We start from the raw sequence: 22,455 nt of genomic DNA on the forward strand, positions 1-22,455 counted from the left end.
TGCTGCAGGCCACCGCGATCAGCGACCGCTGGGGCGCGGCCCACTACGGACGGCTCAACGGGCTGCTGTCGGCGCCGGCGATGATCGCCACCGCATTCGCCCCGTGGGCCGGTGCTGCGCTCGCCGTCGCCCTCGGTGGCTACCCCGCCGTGTTCGGCCTGCTCGCCGCGATCGCCGCCGTCGCCGCGGTCCTGGCCGCCGGTACCGTTCCCCACCCCGTCCGCGGTGGCGGCACCGGGTCCCGACCGCCCGGCGTCCCGTCCCCGCCGCCCGCGGCGGCCGGGCCGGACGAGGTGGGCCATCGCTGATCCCGGCCGTCGCTGCGCTCGGGCCCGCCCGGCACGGCGCCTCCGGACGAGCGGGTCAGCTCAGCAGTTCGCTGACGTCGGTGCGGAACTGCATCGACCGGTACGGCCAGTTCGTCGTGGTGTTCCACTGGCTCACCACCAGGTGCAGGTCGTCGAGGGTCGACCCGGGGACGACGTAGCCGCCGTAGAGCTGCGCGACCCGGCCGCGGGCGTGGTCCTCGTCATCCCACCCGCAGCCGTGCAGCAGGGTGGTGCGGGGGGCGGCGTGCAGGTCGGCGTTCGGCCGGTCGAGCAGCATCGTGTCGATCCGGTAGTTGCCGGCGTCGAACCAGGTGAGCAGCAGGTGCTCGCGGCCGTCCGGGCCGGGCACCCGGCGCAGGTTCAGCTCACCGAACGCGCCCGGGATCGTCAGGGTCGGAGGGTTGCCCCAGCCCCAGCGCTCCCCGGCGAAGCCCCAGGGCTCCCAGGCGTCGCGGTCGGTGATCCGGTCCGCGGGCACCCGGTGCAGCAGCAGGCCGTCGCGGCGCTGGAAGCCGGTCGTGTACGCGTAGACGTAGCCGTCGCCACCGTGCTCCCAGGTGAGCTGCTGGAACAGTCCGTCGCAGTGCCCGCCCGGCCACTCGCACCCGGTGCGTTCCCAGCTCACACCGTTGTCCCGGGAGGCGAGCACCTCGCTGTACAGCACGTTGCCGAGGCCCTTGTTCGCCATCACGTGCAGGTACATCGTGTCACCCACGGTGATGACGTCGGCGGGCAGGATCGTGGTGACCCGCCGGTGCAGGCGGAACCAGTTCGTCGCCGGCTTGGTCACCAGCCGGCAGGCGTACTCGGCGCTGTCCCCACCGGATCCGGTCCAGCGCAGGCCGGACCGGAAGTCGTCCGGGTCGGCGAACAGCACCACCGGGGACCGCCAGCCGGGCCCGCCGACCCCGGCCCGGTCGAAGGTGTCGCCGAACACGGCGACGAGCCGGCCGTCCGGCGCGGTGGTGAGGATCCCGAGATCGGTCCCGCCGATCCCGAAACGGTCGGTGTGGCCGGGCCCGGTCAGGTCGGCGATCTTGGTGGTGACGGCCATGGGCGCGACCCTACGACCTCGGTGTCGCGGGGCTACGCCACGGCGACACCGTCGAGCTCGACCAGCTGTCCCGGCACGGCCAGCCGGGCCACCCCGAGCATCGTCGTGGTCGGCGCCACCCCGGCGGCGCCGAGGCGGCCCGCCAGCAGGCCGTAGTGGGCGACCAGCTCGTCGACGTCGGTGGTGTACACGTTCAGCCGGACCAGGTGCGCCAGCGTCATCCCGGCCGCCGCGAGGACACCCTCCAGGTTGCCGAGGGCCAGCGCCAGCTGCCCGGCGACGTCGCCTTCGTGTTCCGGCCTGCCGTCGCCGCTCATCGCGGTCTGCCCCGAGACGTAGAGCGTCCGGGTCTCCCCGCTGACGAGTTCCCCCTGGTTGAAGCCCAGTTCCTGGGACCAGGTCACCGGGTTCACCGCGATCCGTTCGAGTGTCATGTCGGCTCCGTCCGTTCGATCGTCGTCGCGCCCGCCCGCCGGCCCGGCGGCCGGCGCGTCCGACCGCGCACGATCAACCTGCCGGCGAAAGACGACACCTTGTGTCGTGTTTCCGGTAGGAACTCCGGACATGCGTGCCGACCGGCTGGTGTCCCTGGTGTTGCTGCTGCGCCGGCGCGGTCGGATGACCGCGGAGGCGATCGCGGCGGAGCTGGAGGTCTCGACCCGCACCGTGCTGCGCGACGTCGAGGCGCTGTCCGTCGCCGGGGTGCCGGTCTACGCCGAGCGCGGCAGGCACGGCGGCTTCGCACTCCTGCCCGGTTTCCGCACCGAGCTCGCCGGACTCACCCACGACGAGGCCCTCGCCCTGTCGACCGCCGGATCGGGGCGGGCGGGGCAGGTGTTCGGACTCGGTCCGGCGCTCGGCTCCGCGATGCGCAAGGTCGTCGACGCGCTCCCGGAGAGTCGGCGCTCCGTCGCGAGCGACGCGGTGGCGCGGATCCTGATCGAGCCGGAGACCGATCTGCTCTCGCGTCGGCAGGTGTCGGAAGAGATCGCCGACAACACGGTGACGGAGGTGCGCCGCGCGGTGCTGGCCGGGCACAAGCTCCGTATCCACTACGCCGCCTCGGGTGCACAGCCGCGGTGGCGCACCGTCGATCCCGTCGGTCTGGTCACCGTCCGCGCCCGCGCGTACCTGCTCGCCCTGGTCGACGGGCGGGACCGCACCTACCGGCTCTCCCGGATGTGCGCCGCGCGAGAACTCCCCGAACCGTCCGAACGGCCGGACGACGTCGACCTGGACCGTCTCTGGGCGGATCGCTGCGCGCGGTTCCTCTCCCGGGACCACATCGCGGTGCAGGTGCTCGTGCACCCGGCCCGGCGCGAGGAGCTGCTCGACACCGCACGCGCCGTCCGCTCCGAGACCACCGAGGACGACGGCCTGCTCCGTCTCGACGTGAGCTTCGAGGACCTCCGGCACGCCGTCTGGGCGGTCTGGCAACTCGGCGCCGACGCGGTCGTGCTCGCACCGGACACCCTGCGCACCGCGCTGCGTGAACGGGCCGAGCTCGTCGCGTCCCGTTACCGGTGACCGCCCGGTGCGGCGAACGGCTGGCGCCGCCTGCTCACCGCCGCCGGTAGGCCGAGATCGCGTCGCGGGTCGCGGGCAGCGCGAACACCTCGGCGAACACGTCGATGCTGGCCCGCGCCGACTCGTCGATCCCGTGGTTGCGCCAGGTCTCGAACAGCGCCTTCTGCGCGGCGACGACCTCCCGGGTCGGTCCGGCGAGCCGCGCCGCGAGGTCGGCGACGGCGGGGCCCAGCGCGTCCGGGTCCGGAACCAACCGGTTCACCAGGCCGGGCAGTTCCGTCACCGGATACAGGTCACCGGTCAGGATCAGCTCGTGTGCGCGGGCCGGGCCCAGGTAGTGCGGCAGCAACGCCGCGTCCACCACCGACGGGATGCCCAGCTTCACCTCCGGCAGCCCGACCCGGACACCCTCGTGGGCGACCCGCAGGTCACAGGCCAGCGCCAGCTCGAACGCCGCGCCGACGCAGACACCGTTGAGCCGGGCGATCGTCGGGATCGGTGAACGGCGCACCGTCGCCAGGCAGTCCGCGAGCCGGGTGATGATCTCCCGGCCGTCACCGGGGGCGGCGCCGGTGAAGACGTCGAGGTGCATCCCGGCGCCGAAGGCACGATCACCGGTGCCGGTCAGCACGATCACCCGGGCCCCGTCGTCGGCGTCGCGGACGGCGTCGGCGATCGCGTCGATGTCGGCGAGGTGCAGCGCGTTGGCCTGCGCGGGCCGGTCCAGCGTGATCGTCCGGACGCCGCCCTCGTCGGCGACGAGCGGGAGCCCCATCAGCGGGCGGCCGCGGCGACGGCGGCGGCGAACACCTGCGGAGCCTCGACCGGCACGAAGTGCCCGGCGCCGTCGACCTCGCTCACCCGGACGTCGGCGAAGAACTCCGGCACCCGGTCCGACCACTCCCGGGGGAACAGCGGGTCGTGCTCGGGCCACAGGAAGGTGGTGGGCACGGTGATCCGGTCGGCGGGGTCCGGGGCGGTCTCGGCGAGCGAGCGGGCGACCACGCCGCCGCCGGAGCGGTACCAGCCGATCGAGGCGACGAAGGCCCCGGGCGGCGAGTAGGCGGCGGTCAGATGGTCGAGCCGGTCGTCGTCGGGGGCGAAGCCCGGGCCGGACCAGTGCGACCAGAAGTGGCGCAGGTAGGCGCGGGTGGCGCCGATCTCGCCGTCGACGAGCTCGCGGGCCAGGTCGAGCTGGTGGAAGGACTGGTACCAGAACTCGCGCATCGGCCCCTCGCCGAGGATCCGCCATCCGACGCCGGGCGCCGGCGGGGTGACGACGAGGGCCCGCAACAGGTCCGGCCGATCCCGCGCCACCTGCTGGGCGACCCGGCTGCCGACGTCGTACCCGCCGATGACGACGCCGCTGTGCCCGAGCTCGGTCAGCAGCCCGACGACGCTGCGGGCCTGCGCGGCCGCGCCGTAGTGCACGGCGGGGTCGCGGTCGTGCTTGTCGGACCCGCCGAAGCCGCGCAGGTCCGGCACGACGACGTCGTGGCCGGCGGCGAGCCGCTCGGCGACCGCGGTCATGTCGGTCCGGTCTCCCGGCCAGCCGTGCAGCAGCAGGACGGGCGGTGCGCCCGGCTCGCCGTGCCGGTCGTAGGCCAGGTGGAAGTCGTCGATCGCGTCGGACAGCGGCATCGCGTGGCTCCTCACGGTCGGTACGCCACCCCGGATCTACCAGTGGCGGCCGCCGACGGCGACCGGTCGTCCGTGCAACGCTGCCTTCCGCAACGGAATCAAGGCGGTTACGATCCGCCGACCGTTCGGGCGATCCGCCAGGGGGAAGCGTGTCCCAGACTCCGGCCACTGCTGCCACGGAGCGTCACCGACTGCCGGTACGGACGCTGGTCGCCGCCTCCATCGGCAACGCCGTCGAGTGGTACGACTGGACGATCTACGCGACGTTCTCGATCTACTTCGCGACCCAGATCTTCCCGCCGGAGAACGCGGCGCTCGCGCTGATATCGACGCTCGCGACGTACGCGCTGGCGTTCTTCTTCCGCCCGCTCGGCGGTCTGCTGCTCGGCCGGTTCGCGGACCTGCACGGCCGGCGGACCGCCATGCTGGTGACGATCCTGATGATGGCGGGCGGCTCGGTCGTGATCGGCCTGCTGCCGACCTTCGCCATGGTGGGCTGGCTCGCGCCGGTGCTGTTGCTGCTGGCGCGGATCGCGCAGGGGATGTCGCTGGGCGGTGAGGTGTCGAACGCGTCGGCGTACCTGGCCGAGATCGCCCCGGCCGGGCGCCGCGGCCGCTACTCGTCGTTCTTCTACATCTCGACCGGCACGGCGGTGCTCATCGCGTCGCTGATGGGGTTCGTGCTCGCGGCGACCCTGACCGAGGACCAGCTCTCGACGTGGGGCTGGCGGATCCCGTTCCTGATCGGCGGGCTGCTCGGGTTGATCGGCATGTGGATGCGCAGGCAGATGGCGGAGACCGAGCAGTTCGAGGACAACAAGGAGGCGGCGGCGAAGATCCGGAACCCGCTGCTGCTGACGTTGCGCGAACACCCGAGGGCGGTGGCGCAGCTCGTCGGGTTCACCCTGCTCTCGACGCTGTGCTACTACACCTTCTTCTCCGCCCTCACCCCGTTCGCGACGACGTCGCGCGGGGCGGACCCGACGGAGGTGTTCCTGGCGCTGTCCATCGCGACGACGATCTTCGTGCTGCTCCAGTACCCGATGGGGGCACTGTCCGACCGGTACGGCCGCCGACCGCAGCTGCTCGTCTGGTCGGCCGCGACCGCGGTGCTGATCGTGCCGCTGTCCTTCCTCATCGGACCGGGTTTCTGGAACATGCTCGTCGTCTTCACGGTCGGGCTCGGGCTCTACACGATGATGACCTCGATCGCCCCGGCGGTGATGAGCGAACTTTTCCCGACGTCGGTCCGGGCGCTGGGCATCGGGGCCTGGTACAACCTCACCGTCGCGGTGTTCGGCGGCACCGCCCCGCTGGTCGTGCAGTCGTTGCAGCAGGCCGGGCTGGCCACCCTGTTTTTCGCCTACGTCGCCGTCGGGGCGGCGATCGCCTTCGGCGCGATCCTGACGCTGCCCGAGACCCGGGGGTCGGTGCTGCGCTGAGTACGGCGCTGAGGACCGCGCCGCGGCGCCGGATCGCGCGCGTTGCGTTCTCGTGTCGCGCCGACGGCGTGTCGGACGCCCGTGCGGTGCGTGTCCGGACCGTGGCCGGCACCTCGGTGGGGTGTGACCTGCCGGTTCGTCCGCGGTGCGCCATGTTGCGGACGTGCGCCGGGCGGGTCACCGCCGGGTACCGGGAATCCGCTGGTCGACGGCCCTCTTGACACGGGGATCCGCTGCGTTGCACCGTGTTGCGGTCAGTACCTCGACGTTGCGTATCAGGCAACACACGCTGTCGGATCGTCTGGTGGCCGCCGGCTCAAACTCGTGTGTGGACACCCCGCCCCGGTGGGGCGTGCGACGCTGCGCAGCGACGAATTCGCGAGCTGCCCGAGAGGGCACACGGATTCGCACGCAGGAGAGCGCCATGGCGACCACCACCCCCCGCATCGTGATCATCGGAGCCGGTGTCGTCGGCTGCGCGCTCTCCGACGAGCTGACCGCCCGCGGCCACCGGCACGTCACGGTTCTCGACAAGGGCGCGCTGTTCCGCACCGGTGGTGCGACGTCGCAGGATCCCGGCCTGGTGCACCAGATCGCGCCGGACCGTGCCTCCACCCGGTTGGCGGCGGCGACGGTCGCCAAGTACTCCGCGCTGCGCGCGCAGGGAACGCCGTGCCTGCGCAGTACGGGCGGCCTCGAGGTGGCGACGACACCGGAGCGCCTCGCCGACCTGCACCGCAGGCACGGCTGGGCGGCAGCGGCCGGTGTCGAGTCCCGGTTGCTGGAGCCGGGGGAGTGCGCCACGCTGTATCCGCTGCTGGACAAGGAGCGGGTCCTCGGCGGGCTGCACGTCCGCGGCGACGGCGTCGCCGGTCCGGTCGACGCGGCCCGGGAGCAGGCCCGCGCGGCGATCCACCGCGGCGCGGTGTTCCTGCAGGGCCGCACGGTGACGGCCGTCGAGCAGCGCGGCGATCGGGTCACCGGTGTCCGGTGCGGGGACGAGCTGTTCGGCGCCGACGTGGTGCTCTGCTGCGCCGGGACGTGGGGCCCGCTGGTCGGTGAACTGGCCGGGGTGACGATCCCGCTGGTCCCGATGGTGCACCAGTACGCGCGGACGAATCCGCTGCGCGCGCTGGAGACGATCCATGCACTGGAGTCGGCGGCCGGTCGGGTCGATCCGGTGCTGCCGGTGTTGTGGCACCCGGACGCGGCGCTGCGCGTCCGCCCGCACGGCCATCGGCTCGGGATCGGGGCGCGCGACCGGCGTCCCGGTCCGGTCCCGCTGCACGAGCTGGACGTCCCCGGCCCCGGTGCTGCGGCACCCGCCCGGCGCCGCTTCGCCCCCGAGGAGTTCGAGCAGACCTGGGCGGCGGCCGCCGCGCTGCTGCCGGTGCTCGGCGACGCCAAGATCGAGGACGGGACCGGCGGCGTCGTGCCGGTCACCCCGGACGGCCTGCCGCTGCTCGGCGAGCACCCCGGCCTCGCCGGATTCTGGACGGTCGAGGCGGTCCGGCTCGCACAGTCGGCCGGGGTGGCCGAGGCCGTCGCGGAGTGGCTGACGACCGGTCGCCCGATGCTCGGCGGTGAGCCGATCGACCTGTCGCACCTGCACCTGGACCGGTTCGATGCGGCCCAGCTCGCGCCGCCGGTCGTGCTGGCCCGCGCGGTCCGGGTGTTCGAGCAGGCCGACGAGGTCCGGCATCCGCTCGATCCGCCCTCGGCGGCCCGCCCGGTGCGCACCACGCCGCTGCACTCCCGGCAGGTCGAGCTGCGGGCGGTGTTCACCGAGGCCGGATCGGTGGAGCGTCCGATGTGGTTCGGCGCGAACGCCTGGTTGCCCGAGGTCTACGAGTCCTTCCCGCGCCGCGGTTGGGCCGCGCGCCACTGGTCACCGATCGCCGCGGCCGAGGCGCTGGTCACCCGTCGGGCCGCGGGGATGTTCGACCTGTCGCCGCTGCGCCGGATCGAGGTCACCGGCCCGGCAGCGGTGGAACTGCTGCAGCACGCCGTCACCGGTGACGTCGACGGTCCGGTCGGGCAGGTCGTGCCGACCGTGGCGCTGGACGACGCGGGGGGCGTCGTCACCGATCTGACTGTCACCCGGCTCGCGGAACAGCGGTTCCTGGTGGTCGTGCCGGACCGGCGCGGGGTCGCCGTGCTGCACCGGTGTGCGCGCCCCGGCGCCGCGGTCACCGACATCACCGAGGTGACGGCTGCGATCGGGCTCTGGGGCCCCCTGGCAGGTGACGTCCTGGACGGCCTGGTCCCCGCGGACGTGGCCGGGCTGGGCCCGCTGCGGGCCACCGGGTTCGTTCTCGCCGGCGTCGGCGTGACCGGGCTGCGGATCAGCGGGATCGGGGAGTACGGCTGGGAGCTGCTGTGCGCCGCCGCCGACGCCGAGCGGCTCTGGGACCGCCTGCACGCCGCAGGAGCACCGCTGGGACTCATCGCGGCAGGCGGGCACGCCCTCGACGCGCTGCGGTTCGAGGCCGGCCGTCCGGTCACCGGGGTGGACCTGACCCCGGAGCACGGTCCGGATGCCTCCGGCCTCGGCGGCGCGGTCGCGATGGGCAAGGGCCCGTTCGTCGGGCGGGCCGCGGTCCAGGCGTCCCGGGAGTCCGGCGGGCCGGCGCGCCGACTCGCCCGGCTGGTCCTGGACGACGCCGGTGCCGTGCTGCACGGCGGCGAGCCGGTCCACGACCTGCCGGCGCCCCGGCGGTACTCGCGCGACCCGGTCCTCCTCGACGGGGCGCCGGACCTGGCCAGGGGGCCGGTGATCGGGCGGATCACCACCGCCGCGACCGGTTACACCACGGGTACCTCGCTCGCCCGAGCGTGGCTGCCCGCCGAGCGGGCCGATCCGGGGACCCGGGTCTCGGTGGAGCTGTTCGGTCGCAGGCTCACCGCGGAGGTGACGGAGCGGTTCCGGTAGCCTCGATCGAAACGATGCCGTTTCGACAGGAGCCAGTATGACGACGGTCGAGCCGACCGAGACCCTCCGTCACCTCGAACACGGGGCCACGATCGGCGAGGCGCTGGCGTTCTTCGACGGGCTGCCCGCGGTCGAGGTGCCCGAGCTGTTCGGCAGCTGGCGCGGCGGGGAGATCCCCACCGGCAACCCGATGGACGGCCTGCTGGAGCGCTTCGGCTGGCACGGTAAGCGCTTCGACTCCGCCGAGGACGTCCATCCCCTGGTCATGGACCGACCCGGCGGCGGGCGGTTCAGCCTGCGTCCCGGGCTGGTGCCGCTGCCCGCGCTGCTGCCGGTGCTGCGGCGCCGTCCCGGCCTGGTCCGGCATCCCGCCCTGGCCCGGGTCGCCCGCACCCTCGCCCCGGCCCTCGGCACCCGGGCGCCCAGGGCGCGGTTGCGGCGCACCGAGTACCGCGGCGTCGTCAGCGCCACCATGTGCTACGACGAGCTGCCGATCCACGACGTGTTCCGCCGGGTCGACGCCGACACCGTGCTCGGCGCGATGGACCTGCGGGGGCTGACCTCACCGTTCATCTTCTTCCTGCGCCGCGAGTGAGCAGCCGGTTCCCCGTCCGGCGCCGCCGTGAGGTGCTCGACGCGACCCGTCGCCTGGTCGCCGAGCGCGGCTTCGAGCAGACGACCGTCGAGGCGGTCGCCGCCGCGACCCGCACCAGCAAGGCGACGCTGTACCGGCAGTGGGGGGACAAGGCGTCCCTGGTGGTGGAGGCGGTGTCGGCCGGCAGCGGGATCGCGATCGGCCGGATCGACACCGGCTCGCTGGCCGGGGACCTCGCCGCGGTCGCGGACATGCTGGCCGAGCGGGCGGCGGTGAACGTGCCGATCGTGCTCGGCATCGCCCGGGCCGGTCAGCGCGATCCGGCGCTGCTGGCCGCGCTGTCGGCCCGGTTGCTGCCCGAGGTCGAGGCGCTGCGCGCGATCGTCGGCCGGGCGGTCGCCAGGGGGGAGCTACCGGTCGAGCCGCCGGCCGCCCGCTACCTCCAGCACATGCTCACCGGCGCGGTGCTCGCACCATCGCTGCTGGAGGGGCCCGCCGCGACCGTGGACCAGCGCCATCTGCACGACTATCTCGCGGCCGTCGTCCTCCCGGCACTGGGAGCCGGACGGTCCCCGGTTGCCGACTAATTGATAGCTCCCTATCGTTAAATCGATGATCGCCACTCCCCGGCTGCCCTTCGACCGTCCGAACGTCCTCGACGTCGCCCCGCTCTACGCGGTGCTCCGCAGGCAGGCACCGGTGGTGCCGGTCCGGACCCCGGTCGGTGACCCCGCCTGGCTGGTGACCCGGCACGCGGAGGCCCGCGAGGTGTTCGCCGATCCGCGGCTCGGCCGCTCGCATCCCGAGCCGGAGCGGGCGGCCATGGTCACCGAGGCCGCCGTGATGAACGGGCCGAGCGGTGACCACGAGACCGAGCAGGAGGAGCACGACCGGCTGCGCACGCTGCTGGTCCCGGCGTTCTCCGCGAAGCGGATGCGGCTGCTCGGTGACCACGTCGCCGAGCTGGTCGACCGCTGCCTGGACGACCTGGTCGCCGCCCGTGACGCCGACGGCGTCGCCGACCTGCACGCGCACCTGTCGTTCCCGCTGCCGGTGCTGGTGATCTGCGAGCTGCTGGGGGTGCCGTTCGCCGACCGCGAGTACTTCAGCGGCCTGTCGGAGCGGGTCGCCGCGATCCGGTCCGGCGGGGACGCCGCGGCCGCGATGGCCGAGTTCCACGCCTACACCGGCCGGCTCGCCGCCGCCAAACGGGCTCGTCCCGGCGAGGACGTGATCACCGACCTGGTCCGGGCACAGGAGGCCGATCCGTCGTTCGGCGAGGCGGAGCTGACCCGGATCACCGCCGGCCTGCTCTTCGCCGGGCACGAGACCACGGTCGGCCGGATCGACCTCGGTGTGCTCCTGCTGCTGACCGACCCGGCGCGCCGGGACGCCTTCGTCGCCGACGTCGACGGCAGGCTGCACGGCACCGTGGAGGAGGTGCTGCGGCTCGCCGCACCCGGCGGGCTCGGCCTGCTGCGTTACGCCCACGACGACATCGACGTCGGCGGCGTGCGGATCCGGCGCGGTGAGGCCGTGCTGATCTCCACCGACTCCGCGAACCGGGACACCGGCGTGTTCGACGAACCCGAGACGTTCGATCCGGCACGCCGGCCCAACCCGCACCTCTCGTTCGGCTACGGCGGGCACTTCTGCATCGGCGCGAGCCTGGCCCGCACCGAGCTGTCGACGGTGTTCGCCCGGCTGTTCACCCGGTTGCCCGGCCTGCGCCTCGCGATCTCGCCGGATCAGCTCGACGTCCGGTCCGACCAGCTCACCGGGGGTGTGCGGGCGCTGCCCGTCACCTGGTGAGCCGGGTCACCGGGGTGGCCGGGATCGCGTCGACGGCACCCGCCGATCCCGCTTACCCTCGGTTACACCCGCCGGAGGCCGATCCGGGCGGGTGAGGGGGAGACGTGGCGGAGGTACGGCGCCGGCGGGCGCGCGGTGGGGTGGCGCGGACCCGGGAGGCGCTGCTGCAGGCGGCCGCCGAGATCTTCGCCGAGCGCGGGTACGACGGTGCCTCGGTCGACGAGATCGCCGGTACCGCCGGGGTGTCCGTCGGGTCGATCTACAGCCGGTTCGGGAGCAAACGCGACCTGTTCCGGGAACTGATGAGCGAGTACATGGAGCGTGACCTGGCCCGGGTGCGCGACGGCTTCGCCGCCGGACCCGAAGGTGGTCTGCGCGTGCTGGACGATCTGCTGCAGGAGACCGCGGCGTCGCGGCGCCAGACCCTGCTCGACGCCGAGACCTGGGCCTCGGCCATGCGCAGCCCGCGGTTGCGTTCGATGCTGGCCGAGCACGAGAACGGCGTGCGATCCGCCGCCGCCGAGCTGGTGCAGCAGGAGCGGGTGGCGACCGGGCACGAGCTCGGGATGCCCGACGACGAGTTCGCCGTCGTGCTCACCGCGCTGTTCCACGGGTTGTGCCGGCAGCACCGCCTGGCCCCCGGCTCGGTGCCGCGCGGGCTCTACGCCCGCACGGTGCTCGCGCTGGCCCGTGGTCTCGCCGAGCAACCCCCCGGGGCCGATCGACCCGGGCACTGACCCGGACCACCCACCCGGCGGTGGCGGCCCGGGCACCGTTCGCGACGATGGACCCGTGACAGGCACGGCACCCCCGGACACCCGCGCGGACGTCCAGCAGCACCGTTCGATCAACCAGCGGATCGCCGACGAGCTCGGCGCCCGGCCGGACCAGGTGGGGTCCGCGGTGGCCCTGCTCGACGAGGGGGCGACGGTCCCCTTCGTCGCCCGGTACCGGAAGGAGGCCACCGGCGGGCTGGACGACGCGCAGCTGCGCACCCTCGAGGAGCGCCTGCGGTACCTGCGCGAGCTCGAGGAGCGGCGCGCGGTGATCCTGGAGTCGATCCGGTCCCAGGGCAAGCTCGACGAGGCACTGCAGGAGCGGATCGAGGCCGCCGAGTCGAAGGCCCGGCTCGAGGACATCTACCTGCCGTACAAGCCCAAGCGGCGGACCAAGGCGATGATCGCCCGCGAGCAGGGTCTCGAACCGCTGGCCGACGCGCTGCTCGGTGACCCGTCGCTGGACCCGCACACGACTGCCGCCGGGTACGTCACCGGTGAGGAGGGCGGGGTCGCCGATGCCGGCGCCGCCCTGGAGGGCGCCCGGGCGATCCTGGTCGAGCGGATCGGGGAGAACGCCGACCTGGTCGGTGGCCTGCGCGAGCGCATGTGGTCGCGCGGCCGGCTGGTCACCACGGTCCGCGACGGCAAGGAGAACGACCAGGCCGCCGCCAAGTTCTCGGACTACTTCGAGTTCTCCGAGAAGTTCACGACGCTGCCCTCGCACCGGATCCTCGCGGTGTTCCGGGGGGAGACCGAGGAGGCCCTCGACGTCACGCTCGACGCCGGTGACGACGACGAGCCGACCTCCTACGAGCGGATGATCGCCGCCGAGTACGGCATCGCCGATCAGGGCAGGCCCGCCGACGCGTGGCTGCTCGGCGTCGTGCGGTGGGCCTGGCGGACCCGGCTGCAGACCGCACTGGGCATCGACATCCGGGTCCGGTTGCGCACCGCCGCCGAGGAGGGCGCGATCGGCGTCTTCGCGGCGAACCTGCGCGACCTGCTGCTCGCCGCGCCGGCCGGCACCCGGGCCACGATCGGTCTCGACCCGGGCCTGCGCACCGGGGTGAAGGTCGCGGTGGTGGACCCGACGGGCAAGGTCCTGGACACGGCGGTGATCTACCCGCACGAGCCGCGCAACGACCGCGCCGGCGCGCTCAAGACGCTCACGGCGCTGTGCGCCAAGCACTCCGTCGAGCTGATCGCGATCGGCAACGGCACCGCGTCGCGGGAGACCGACGCGCTCGCCGGTGAGCTGATCAAGGCCAACCCGGGCCTGAAGCTGACCAAGGTCATGGTCTCGGAAGCCGGCGCGTCGGTGTACTCCGCGTCGGCGTACGCGTCCGCCGAGCTGCCGGACATGGACGTCTCGCTCCGCGGCGCGGTGTCGATCGCCCGCCGCCTGCAGGACCCGCTGGCCGAGCTCGTCAAGATCGACCCCAAGTCGATCGGCGTGGGGCAGTACCAGCACGACCTGCCGGAGTCGTCGCTGTCCCGGTCGCTGGACTCGGTGGTCGAGGACTGTGTGAACGCGGTCGGCGTCGACCTGAACTCCGCCTCGGTGCCGCTGCTGCGCCGGGTCTCGGGGATATCGGAGTCCCTCGCGGGGGCGATCGTGGCGCACCGCGACGCCAACGGCCCGTTCCGTTCGCGGGCCGCGCTCACCGATGTGCCGCGGCTCGGTCCGAAGGCCTTCGAGCAGGCCGCGGGATTCCTGCGGATCCGCGACGGCGACGAGCCGCTGGACGTCACCGGTGTGCACCCGGAGTCCTACCCGGTCGTCCGGCGGATGGTGGAGCGGACCAAGCTGGACGTGTCCGCGCTGATGGGCAACGCCGCGCGGCTGCACCAGATCAAGCCGAAGGACTACGTCGACGGCACCGTCGGGCTCCCGACGGTCACCGACATCCTCGCCGAGCTGGAGAAGCCGGGCCGCGACCCGCGCCCGGCGTTCCGCACCGCCACCTTCGCCGACGGCGTGCACAAGATCTCCGACCTGCGGCCGGGGATGCTGCTCGAGGGCGTGGTCACGAACGTCGCGGCGTTCGGCGCGTTCGTCGACGTCGGGGTGCACCAGGACGGCCTGGTGCACGTCTCGGCGATGAGCAAGGAGTTCGTGTCCGACCCCCGGGAGGTCGTGAAGTCCGGTGACGTCGTGAAGGTGAAGGTCCTCGACGTCGACGAGGCCCGCAAGCGCATCTCGCTCACGCTGCGCCTGGACGACGAACCGGGTTCCGCATCGCGTGGCGGTGGGCGCCCGCAGGACAACCGTGGCGGTTCCGCGTCCGGCGGCCGCGGCGGCCGGCCGGGAGGAAGGCAGGGCGGCGGCGCCCAGGGCGGCGGGAAGCCCGGCGCCGGGCGGCAGAACGCCGGCAACCAGCGCGGCGGCAAGCAGGGCGGCGGCAACCGGCGGGACGACCGCAGGCAGTCCGCGCCGTCGAACGACGCGATGGCCGAGGCCCTGCGCCGGGCAGGCTTCGGCACGGGCTGAGATCGCCGTGGTGGTGCGTACGGCCGCGCGGACCGCGGTCCCGCGCACCACCACGGCGATCTCCACCGGCGCGGCGCCCCGGTCCGGGTGTCGATCACCGGTCGCAACCCCACGGCTACGTGACCTGGGGCGTCGGTGGTGCCGGTCACGTCGGACCCGCCGCACGGCAAGCGACCGGACGTGGAACAATGGACACCTGACGGCCGCCGGGAACGACGGTGGCCGCGAGCCCCGGAGGTCTGGGTTCACCGGCACACAGAGTGTCGCGCGCGGGCCTGGCGGGCTGGGAGCGGGCGAGATCCGCCCGACGACACGTGCGCATCCCCCTGCGCGAGCCTTGAGGACCGAGTGAACACCCTGCTGGAACAGCACCCCTCCGTCGACGTCACCGACATCGACACCCCCGAGAACGAGATCACCGAGAACGAGAACACCGCGAACGACGCCACCGTGAACACGGTCGACAGCGCCCCCGTGAACGCCCCCGAGATCGAGACCACGCCGGGCTTCGCCGAGCTCGGCCTGGCGTCGCAGCTGGTGTCCGCGTTGGACGGGCTGGGATACGAGACCCCCAGTCCCATCCAGGCCGCCGCCATCGGCCCGCTGATCGCCGGCCGCGACCTGCTCGGGCAGGCCGCCACCGGAACCGGCAAGACCGCGGCGTTCGCGCTGCCGATGCTGCAGCGCCTCGCCGACGGCCGGGCCTCGCACGACGGTGGCTCCCGCGCCCGGGGCACCAAGCCGTTCGGTCTGGTGCTGGCCCCGACCCGCGAGCTCGCGATGCAGGTCGGCGAGGCGATCACGAAGTACGGCGCCGGGCTCGGCGCGACCGTCGCCACGGTGTACGGCGGCGCCCCGATCGGCCCGCAGCTGGGCATGCTGCGGCGCGGCGTCGACGTCGTCGTCGCCACCCCGGGCCGGGCGATCGACCTGATCAACCGCGGTGCGCTGGCGCTGGACGCGATCGAGGTCGCCGTGCTCGACGAGGCCGACGAGATGCTCGACATGGGCTTCGTCGAGGACATCGAGACCATCCTCGGTGCGACCCCGCGCGGCCGGCAGACGGTGCTGTTCTCGGCGACCATGCCCGGCCGGATCCAGAGCCTGGCGCGGACCCACCTGAGCGACCCGGTCGACATCCGGATCAAGAAGGAGGCCACCCCGGAGGGGGAGGCGCCGAAGGTCCGGCAGACCGCCTACCACGTGCCGCGCAGCCACGTCACCGTCGCGCTGGGCCGGGTGCTGGAGATGGAGCAGCCGACCGCGGCGATCGTGTTCTGCCGCACCCGCGCCGACGTCGACGCCGTCACCGAGACGCTGACCTCCCGTGGCCTGCGCGCCGAGGCGCTGCACGGTGGCATGGACCAGGAGCACCGCACCCGGGTCGTCGAGCGGCTGCGTGCCGGCCGCACCGAGCTGCTGGTGGCGACCGACGTCGCGGCCCGTGGCCTGGACATCGACTCGCTGACCCACGTCGTCAACCACGACGTGCCGTCCTCGCCGGAGTCCTACGTGCACCGCATCGGCCGGGTCGGCCGGGCCGGGCGCGAGGGTGTCGCGATCACGCTGGTCACCCCGGGTTCGATCCGGCACCTGCGCAACATCGAGCGCCTGATCGGGGCCCCGGTCCCGTCCGCGCCGGTGCCGACCCCGCACGACCTGCGCACCGTGCGGCTCGCCCGCACCGCGCTCGCGCTGCGTGACCAGGTCGGCGCCGACGAGTCCGCCGCCGACTCCGCGTCGGACGGGGTCGACGAGCTGGTGCTCGAACTGGCCCGGGACCACGACCTGGCCTCCATCGCCGCCGCGGCGATCCGGCTGGCGAGGGCGGACACCTCGGTGCCGGACGACGAGATCGAGATTCCCGAGGTCCGCTCCCGCGGCGGACGCGACCGCGGGCCCGACTCGCGCGGCCCGCGCCGCGACCGCGACGGTCGTCCCGGCGGTGCCCGCGGTCAGGGCGCCCGCCCGCCGAAGGCGGGCACCACCCGGCTGTTCGTGTCGGCCGGCCGTTCCTCCGGTGTCCGCCCGCAGGACATCGTGGGTGCGCTCGCGAACGAGTCGCGGCTCTCCGGCCGCGACATCGGCGCGATCCAGATCCACGAGCGGCACGCGCTGGTCGAGGTCCCCGAGCACGCCGCCGACGACGTGCTGCGGTCGCTGCGGGGTGCGACCACCCTGAAGGGCCGCAAGGCGAACGTCCGGCGGGACCGGGACGGCGCCGGCGCCTGACGCCCGGCGCACACCGCTGGCCCCGGGTTCTGCGACGGGGTCGGCGGTCCGGGGGTGTGGGTGGCTCCACCCCGGGTAGGCGGCTCGTCGACGGCCCGGAACGGGTCGTGCCGACGATGTGCACGCCGGTCCCGCCCCGTACCCGGAGACGGGTGTGCGGGCACGGCCGGTCGTGCACGAGGAGTCACCCATGTTCCTGCACGTTCAACGTCTGCTGAACGAGATCGCCCCGGACGAGCCGGATCCCGCCGCCGCCAACGCGCTCCAGGAGGGGCTGGGCGGTCAGTTCGGTGAGATGCGCACGATGATGCAGTACCTGTTCCAGAGCTTCAATTTCCGCGGCCCCGACGGCAAGCCGTTCCGTGACCTGCTCTACGGGATCGGTACCGAGGAGATCGGCCACGTCGAGCTCATCGCCACCACGATCGCGCGGTTGACCGACGGTGCGCCCGGCTACCAGGGCGACCCCACGAATCTCGACGCCCCGGGCGCCGACGGCGCGACGCCGCTGAACCTCGCGCTGACCGAGGGCAACATCCACCACTACCTGGTGGGGGCCCAGGGGGCGCTGCCGGTCGACGCCCAGGGGGATCCCTGGACCGGGAAGTACGTCTACGACAGCGGCAACCTGCCGTTGAACCTGCTCTACAACCTGATGCTGGAGTCGACGGGCCGGCTGCAGAAGTGCCGGCTCTACGAGATGACGGCCAACAAGACCGCCCGCTCCACCATCGCCTACCTGATCGTGCGGGACCAGGCGCACGAGAACGCCTACGCCAAGGCCCTGGAGGCGCTCGGCGTCCACTGGAACCGGCTCCTGCCGATCCCGAAGACGAACGCGGAGCGGTTCCCGGAGGTGAAGACCCTCCTCGACCAGGGGTTGCAGAGCAAGCAGTACACCTTCAGCCTCGACCAGCTCTCCGAGGCGGGGAAGCTCTTCCGGGGCCCGTCGCCCTCGAACGACGGCACCGAGCTCACCACGGAGCAGGCACCCGAGGGCGTGCCTATGGAGATCGCCACCGAGCGCCCCGAGGAGTTCGGTCCGGGACTCGATCCGGAACTGCTCGCCATGGTCCAGGCCGTCGCCGAGATGGAGGGTGACGAGCCCGCCGGCCAGTGGGGCCGCAGCGGCTGATCCGCGGGTGGGAGCGGCGGCGAGTGCCGCTCCCACCGCCTCCCGGGCGCGGGCTATCGCACCTCGACCCGGTCGTAGACGTCGAGTTCGTGGAAGAAGATGACCGCGGCGGCGCGTTCGAGCCGCACGCACCCGGCCGAGGTCGTGTCCTGCTCACCCTCGTGGAAAGCGATGCCGCCGGGGGCGAAGAACACCGACCACGGCATCTTCGCGCCGTCGAACTCGACCGAGCGGTGGTCGCGCGCCTTGCGCTGCACACCGAAGTCCCCGGTCGGGGTCTCCATCCCCGCGCCGCCGTGACTGATGGGCACCGGGCCGTAGGAGATCTCGCCGCCGTCGATCAGCCAGGCGCGGTCGCTCGCCAGGTCGACGCAGGCCCGGGCGGTGACCGAGCACGGCGTGCCCTCCACCAGGTCGGTGCCCGGTAGCGCGACCGCGGTGCCCGCCGCGCCGAGGCCGACGACGAGCGCGACGGCGGACACGGTGAGTGCGCGGCGGCGGGAAGAGTGCTTCATGGCGGTCGCGTGGATCCTCTCTCGGGGGAACTGCAGGGCTGCTGCGGTGATCAACGATCACTCGGAGCAACGGTTACGTCCGATCGGACCACTGCAGGCGGCGCGTGGGCGGCCCGCCGCGGTGATCTGCGGGAGGATCGGGCGGTCCCGTACGCCGGCCAGCACAGGAGGCAACGCGCATGACCACCACCCGCAAGCCGCGCAGCCATCAGGTCACCGACGGCATCGGTGCCACCGCCGCGCGGAGCATGCTGCGCGCCGTCGGTATGCGCGACGACGACTTCGCGAAACCGCAGATCGGCATCGCGTCGTCCTGGAACGAGATCACCCCGTGCAACCTGTCCCTGCAGCGGCTCGCCACCGCGGCGAAGGAGGGCGTGCACGCCGGCGGCGGCTACCCCATGGAGTTCGGGACCATCTCGGTCTCCGACGCCATCTCCATGGGGCACGTCGGCATGCACTACTCGCTGGTCAGCCGGGAGATCATCGCCGACTCGGTGGAGACGGTCGTGCAGGCCGAGCGGCTCGACGGCACGGTCCTGCTGGCCGGCTGCGACAAGTCGCTGCCCGGGATGCTGATGGCCGCCGCCCGGCTGGACCTGGCCGGCGTGTTCGTCTACGCGGGATCGATCATGCCCGGCCGGGTCGGTGACCGCGAGGTCAACATCGGCGACGCGTTCGAGGCGATCGGTGCCTGCTCGCGCGGTCTCGTCACGGCCGAGGAGGTCGAGACACTGGAACGCGCGATGTGTCCCGGTGAGGGCGCCTGCGGCGGCTTCTACACCGCCAACACGATGGCCGCCGCGGCCGAGGCTCTCGGCATGGCGCTGCCCGGATCGGCCAGCCCACCGGCCGTCGACCGGCGTCGCGACGGCGTCGCCAGGGCCTCCGGTGAGGCGGCCGTGGGGATGATCGAGAAGGGGATCACCGCGCGCGACGTGCTGACCCGGGAGGCGTTCGAGAACGCGATCGCCGTCGTCATGGCCTTCGGTGGCTCGACGAACGCGGTGCTGCACCTGCTGGCGATCGCCCGCGAGGCCGAGGTGGATCTCGATCTCGACGACTTCAACACGGTCGGGGACCGGGTGCCGCACCTGGCCGACGTCAAGCCCTTCGGGCAGCACCTGATGTACGCGGTCGACCGGGTCGGCGGAATCCCGGTCGTGATGAAGGCGCTGCTCGACGCGGGTCTGATCCACGGTGACGCGCTCACCGTGACCGGCCGGACCGTCGCGGAGAACCTCGCCGATCTCGACCCGCCCGGCCTGGACGGCTCGGTGATCCACGACCTCGCCGACCCGATCCACCCGACCGGCGGGATCACCGTGCTGCGCGGGTCGCTCGCCCCCGGCGGTGCCGTCGTCAAGTCCGCCGGGTTCGACGCCACCACCTTCACCGGCACCGTCCGGGTGTTCGACGGCGAGCAGGGCGCCCTCGACGCCGTCGACGCCGGCGAGATCGGACCCGGGACGATCGTGCTCATCCGCTACGAGGGCCCGCGGGGCGGGCCGGGGATGCGGGAGATGCTCGCCGTCACCGGCCGGATCAAGGGTGCCGGCCTGGGCAAGGACGTCCTGCTGGTGACCGACGGCCGGTTCTCCGGTGCCACCACCGGGCTGTGCGTCGGGCACGTGGCGCCGGAGGCGGCGGACGGCGGGCCGATCGCGTTGGTCCGCGACGGCGACCGGCTCACCCTGGACATGGGTGCCCGCACCCTCGACGTCGATGTCGACGCCGCAGAGCTGGACCGTCGCCGCGCCGGGTGGGTGGCCCCGGAGCCCACCAACCGGCGCGGTGTCCTGGGGAAATACGCGAAGCTGGTCTCGTCGGCGGCCGACGGCGCGGTCTGCGGCTGAGCCCCGACGGCTCCCACCCCGCAGCGTCCGGCACCCCCGCGTCCGGTACCCACCGCCGCCCGCACGGGTTCGCCGCCGTCGCAACGAGATCGGGTCCCGTGAGTCGCGGTCGACCCGTGCCGAACGTGACACCGCGGGAGGTTTCTCCACGGACGGGTGGGGATGGCACACTCGGCGGCGGGACGATCGAGAACGGGCAGCACACCTCTCCTGCGCACACAGTCACCGGCGGGGAGACGGAACCCACGGCCTCCGGCGGGCGTCCTGACCCCCGTGTAACCGCCGCGACCCCCCGTGGAAACGGCGGCCGTCGATCGTGTGCGTGTGGAGGCCGTGATGGGTGATCGTGAGTTGCCGGAGGCGGGCATCGGCGTCGTCGTTCCCTACGACTTCGCCCAGGACCGCGAGATGTGGCGGTGGGTCCCGGCACCGACGTCGCTGCACGTCACCCGCACCCCCTACGTCGCGACCCCGGCCGACGCGGGCCAGGCCCTGTTGATCTCGGCCCCGGAGACCGTCCGGCAGGCGGTGCGGGACGTGCTGCTTCCCGAGCCGGGTGTCGTCGCCTACTCCTGCACCTCCGGCAGCTTCGTCGCAGGCGCCGACGGGGAGCGGGCGCTGCGCGAGGTCATCCGGGACGCGGGGGCCCCACAGGCCGTCACCACCGCCGGTGCCCTGGTCGCCGCGTGCGCCGCGCTCGGCGTCGACCGGCTCGCGCTGGCGACCCCCTACGTCGACGACCTCACCGCGAAGCTCGAGGCGTTCCTCGCGGCGCACGGGATCGGCACGGTGGCCCGGTACGGCCTGGGCCTGCTCGGCCGCATCTGGGACGTGCGGGCGGAGGAGGTGGTGCGCGCGGTGCGCGCCGCCGACCACCCGGACGCCGAGGCGGTCTTCGTGTCCTGCACGAACCTGCCCACCTACGACGTGATCGCCGGTCTGGAGGCCGAGCTCGGCAAGCCGGTGCTCACCGCGAACCAGGTCACCATGTGGGCGGCGCTGGGCGCGGTTGGGCGCTGCGCCGTCGGTCCCGGCCAGTCGCTCGTCGAGTGCCGGGCGCCGGGGGACCGCGCGGTCCTGCGGGTGGTGCACGACAGCACCGCCGACCTGACCGTGGTGCCGTCCGGATTCGGCACCGACGACGGCACCGGCGGCCCGGACGGCGGGCCCGGGACCGATCCGGGCTCCGGTCACGCCACCGAGGACGAGGTGGCCGACGGCCTGCCTGCGCTGTACAAGGTCCGGGTCCGGCTGCCCGACGAGTCGGGGGCGCTGGCCCGGCTGACCGCGGCTGTCGCCGAGGTGGACGGCAACATCCTGGCGTTGTCGGTGCACGGCAACGACTCACGTTCGGTCGTCGACGAGATGCTGGTCGGCGGGCGGGTGAGCGCGGCGCGGTTGTCCCGGGTGATCCGGCGCAGGCTGCGCTCGGCCGGATTGGACGCGGTGCAGGTCGTCGTCGCCGATCCGCACGAGCTGGTCGACCCGCCGACCCGGGCGCTGGACCTGCTCACCCGGACCCGCACCGCCGGTGACGTGGCGCGCGGGCTGGCGGAGCTGCTGCACGCCGACGCCGTCGAGACGACGCCGGACGGGACCGGACCGGAAACCGGGGACGGGCACGCCCTCGTGCTGCCCTGCCCGGACGGTGCCGGGCTGATCGCCCGCCGCGCGTGGGCGCCGTTCACCGTGACCGAGCGGGCGCGGGCCGAGGCGTTCCTCCGGGCCGCGTCCACGCAGCCCGCCCGCGACGGTCACGAACTGCTGCTCCCCGGTGGCGAGGAGCTGACGGTGCTGCCCGCGGCGGGTGCGGAGACGACCGAGCTGGACACACTGCTGCGCACCTGCCTGGCCGGGGCGTCCGGCGACGGGACCGCCGTCGCGGACTGGACGGTCGACGAGCTGCGGTCGGTGCTCGACCCCCCGGGCGGGGTCTGCCTGCTGGTGCGCACCACGGGCGGCACGCTGGTCGCGGCCGGCTCGCTGCTGGCCGCCGACGGCGGCGGTCCGGAACCGGTGGTCCTGGTGCATCCGCTGTACCGGGGCCGCGGGCTGGCAGCCTGGCTGCGCCGCAGGCTCGGTACGACCGTCGCGGCGTAGGGCTACCCTCGGCAG

General features: G+C 73.6%; 17 protein-coding genes and 1 pseudogene. 13 read left to right on the forward strand and 5 right to left on the reverse strand.

Annotated features, from left to right (window positions below):
- Window positions 1–308, forward strand: a pseudogene (locus AB0J24_RS23030) (MFS transporter); the annotation flags it as partial.
- A 55-nt stretch (window positions 309–363) separates the two neighbouring features.
- Here the strand turns inward: AB0J24_RS23030 and AB0J24_RS23035 are convergent.
- Together AB0J24_RS23035 and AB0J24_RS23040 are read right to left on the reverse strand one after the other, a co-directional pair.
- Window positions 364–1,383 (reverse strand): DUF4185 domain-containing protein, encoded by a 1,020-nt coding sequence (locus tag AB0J24_RS23035; protein ID WP_358684620.1) that lies wholly within the window; start codon window positions 1,381–1,383, stop codon window positions 364–366.
- 32 nt (window positions 1,384–1,415) lie between these two features.
- Complete coding sequence (locus tag AB0J24_RS23040) at window positions 1,416–1,817, reverse strand: RidA family protein (RefSeq protein ID WP_358684622.1); 402 nt, start codon at window positions 1,815–1,817, stop codon at window positions 1,416–1,418.
- A gap of 130 nt (window positions 1,818–1,947) precedes the next feature.
- On the opposite strand from AB0J24_RS23040, the gene AB0J24_RS23045 reads away from it, so the two are divergent.
- Window positions 1,948–2,910, forward strand: coding sequence for a WYL domain-containing protein (locus AB0J24_RS23045; protein ID WP_358684624.1), 963 nt, complete (start codon window positions 1,948–1,950; stop codon window positions 2,908–2,910).
- A 34-nt stretch (window positions 2,911–2,944) separates the two neighbouring features.
- Here AB0J24_RS23045 and AB0J24_RS23050 read toward each other — a convergent pair whose 3' ends face one another.
- Both AB0J24_RS23050 and AB0J24_RS23055 read right to left on the reverse strand, forming a co-directional pair.
- A complete protein-coding gene (locus tag AB0J24_RS23050; RefSeq protein ID WP_358684627.1) occupies window positions 2,945–3,685 on the reverse strand; it encodes an enoyl-CoA hydratase-related protein in 741 nt (246 codons plus the stop codon).
- The gene (locus tag AB0J24_RS23055; RefSeq protein WP_358684629.1) at window positions 3,685–4,551 is read right to left on the reverse strand and encodes an alpha/beta hydrolase; all 867 of its coding nucleotides are present in this window, start codon (window positions 4,549–4,551) and stop codon (window positions 3,685–3,687) included. Before AB0J24_RS23055 ends, AB0J24_RS23050 begins: the two co-directional genes overlap by 1 nt.
- Window positions 4,552–4,700: 149 nt before the next feature.
- Here AB0J24_RS23055 and AB0J24_RS23060 point away from each other — a divergent pair, with 149 nt between their 5' ends.
- The 9 genes from AB0J24_RS23060 to AB0J24_RS23100 all read left to right on the forward strand — a co-directional run bounded on the left by AB0J24_RS23060 (window position 4,701) and on the right by AB0J24_RS23100 (window position 17,969).
- Window positions 4,701–5,993, forward strand: a complete 1,293-nt coding sequence (locus AB0J24_RS23060) for an MFS transporter (RefSeq protein ID WP_358684632.1) — start codon at window positions 4,701–4,703, stop codon at window positions 5,991–5,993.
- A 424-nt stretch (window positions 5,994–6,417) separates the two neighbouring features.
- Window positions 6,418–8,925 (forward strand): FAD-dependent oxidoreductase, encoded by a 2,508-nt coding sequence (locus tag AB0J24_RS23065; RefSeq protein ID WP_358684634.1) that lies wholly within the window; start codon window positions 6,418–6,420, stop codon window positions 8,923–8,925.
- Between the two features lie 37 nt (window positions 8,926–8,962).
- Window positions 8,963–9,520: a DUF4334 domain-containing protein gene (locus AB0J24_RS23070; RefSeq protein ID WP_358684637.1), complete on the forward strand. Its 558-nt coding sequence runs from the start codon at window positions 8,963–8,965 to the stop codon at window positions 9,518–9,520.
- Window positions 9,517–10,107, forward strand: a complete 591-nt coding sequence (locus AB0J24_RS23075; RefSeq protein WP_358684639.1) for a TetR/AcrR family transcriptional regulator — start codon at window positions 9,517–9,519, stop codon at window positions 10,105–10,107. Before AB0J24_RS23070 ends, AB0J24_RS23075 begins: the two co-directional genes overlap by 4 nt.
- A 25-nt stretch (window positions 10,108–10,132) precedes the next feature.
- Window positions 10,133–11,332, forward strand: a complete 1,200-nt coding sequence (locus AB0J24_RS23080) for a cytochrome P450 (RefSeq protein ID WP_358684642.1) — start codon at window positions 10,133–10,135, stop codon at window positions 11,330–11,332.
- 104 nt (window positions 11,333–11,436) lie between these two features.
- Window positions 11,437–12,069 carry a TetR/AcrR family transcriptional regulator gene (locus tag AB0J24_RS23085; protein WP_358684645.1) on the forward strand — a complete coding sequence of 211 codons (633 nt, stop codon included), beginning with the start codon at window positions 11,437–11,439 and terminating at the stop codon, window positions 12,067–12,069.
- Between the two features lie 55 nt (window positions 12,070–12,124).
- Window positions 12,125–14,602, forward strand: coding sequence for a Tex family protein (locus AB0J24_RS23090; RefSeq protein ID WP_358684647.1), 2,478 nt, complete (start codon window positions 12,125–12,127; stop codon window positions 14,600–14,602).
- Window positions 14,603–14,950: 348 nt separating this feature from the next.
- Window positions 14,951–16,834 carry a DEAD/DEAH box helicase gene (locus AB0J24_RS23095; protein ID WP_358684649.1) on the forward strand — a complete coding sequence of 628 codons (1,884 nt, stop codon included), beginning with the start codon at window positions 14,951–14,953 and terminating at the stop codon, window positions 16,832–16,834.
- A gap of 190 nt (window positions 16,835–17,024) precedes the next feature.
- Entirely contained in the window at window positions 17,025–17,969 is a 945-nt protein-coding gene (locus tag AB0J24_RS23100; RefSeq protein WP_358684651.1) for a manganese catalase family protein, read from the forward strand.
- Between the two features lie 53 nt (window positions 17,970–18,022).
- Here the strand turns inward: AB0J24_RS23100 and AB0J24_RS23105 are convergent, their stop codons facing one another.
- Complete coding sequence (locus tag AB0J24_RS23105; RefSeq protein WP_358684654.1) at window positions 18,023–18,484, reverse strand: L,D-transpeptidase; 462 nt, start codon at window positions 18,482–18,484, stop codon at window positions 18,023–18,025.
- A gap of 179 nt (window positions 18,485–18,663) precedes the next feature.
- On the opposite strand from AB0J24_RS23105, the gene ilvD reads away from it, so the two are divergent.
- Both ilvD and AB0J24_RS23115 read left to right on the forward strand, forming a co-directional pair.
- Window positions 18,664–20,340 carry a dihydroxy-acid dehydratase gene (gene ilvD, locus AB0J24_RS23110; RefSeq protein ID WP_358684656.1) on the forward strand — a complete coding sequence of 559 codons (1,677 nt, stop codon included), beginning with the start codon at window positions 18,664–18,666 and terminating at the stop codon, window positions 20,338–20,340.
- A gap of 336 nt (window positions 20,341–20,676) precedes the next feature.
- Window positions 20,677–22,440, forward strand: coding sequence for a hypothetical protein (locus AB0J24_RS23115; protein ID WP_358684658.1), 1,764 nt, complete (start codon window positions 20,677–20,679; stop codon window positions 22,438–22,440).
- Window positions 22,441–22,455: the final 15 nt, after the last annotated feature.

It is taken from the genome of Pseudonocardia sp. NPDC049635, from assembly GCF_040659795.1.
In the GTDB taxonomy this organism is placed as follows: domain Bacteria; phylum Actinomycetota; class Actinomycetes; order Mycobacteriales; family Pseudonocardiaceae; genus Pseudonocardia.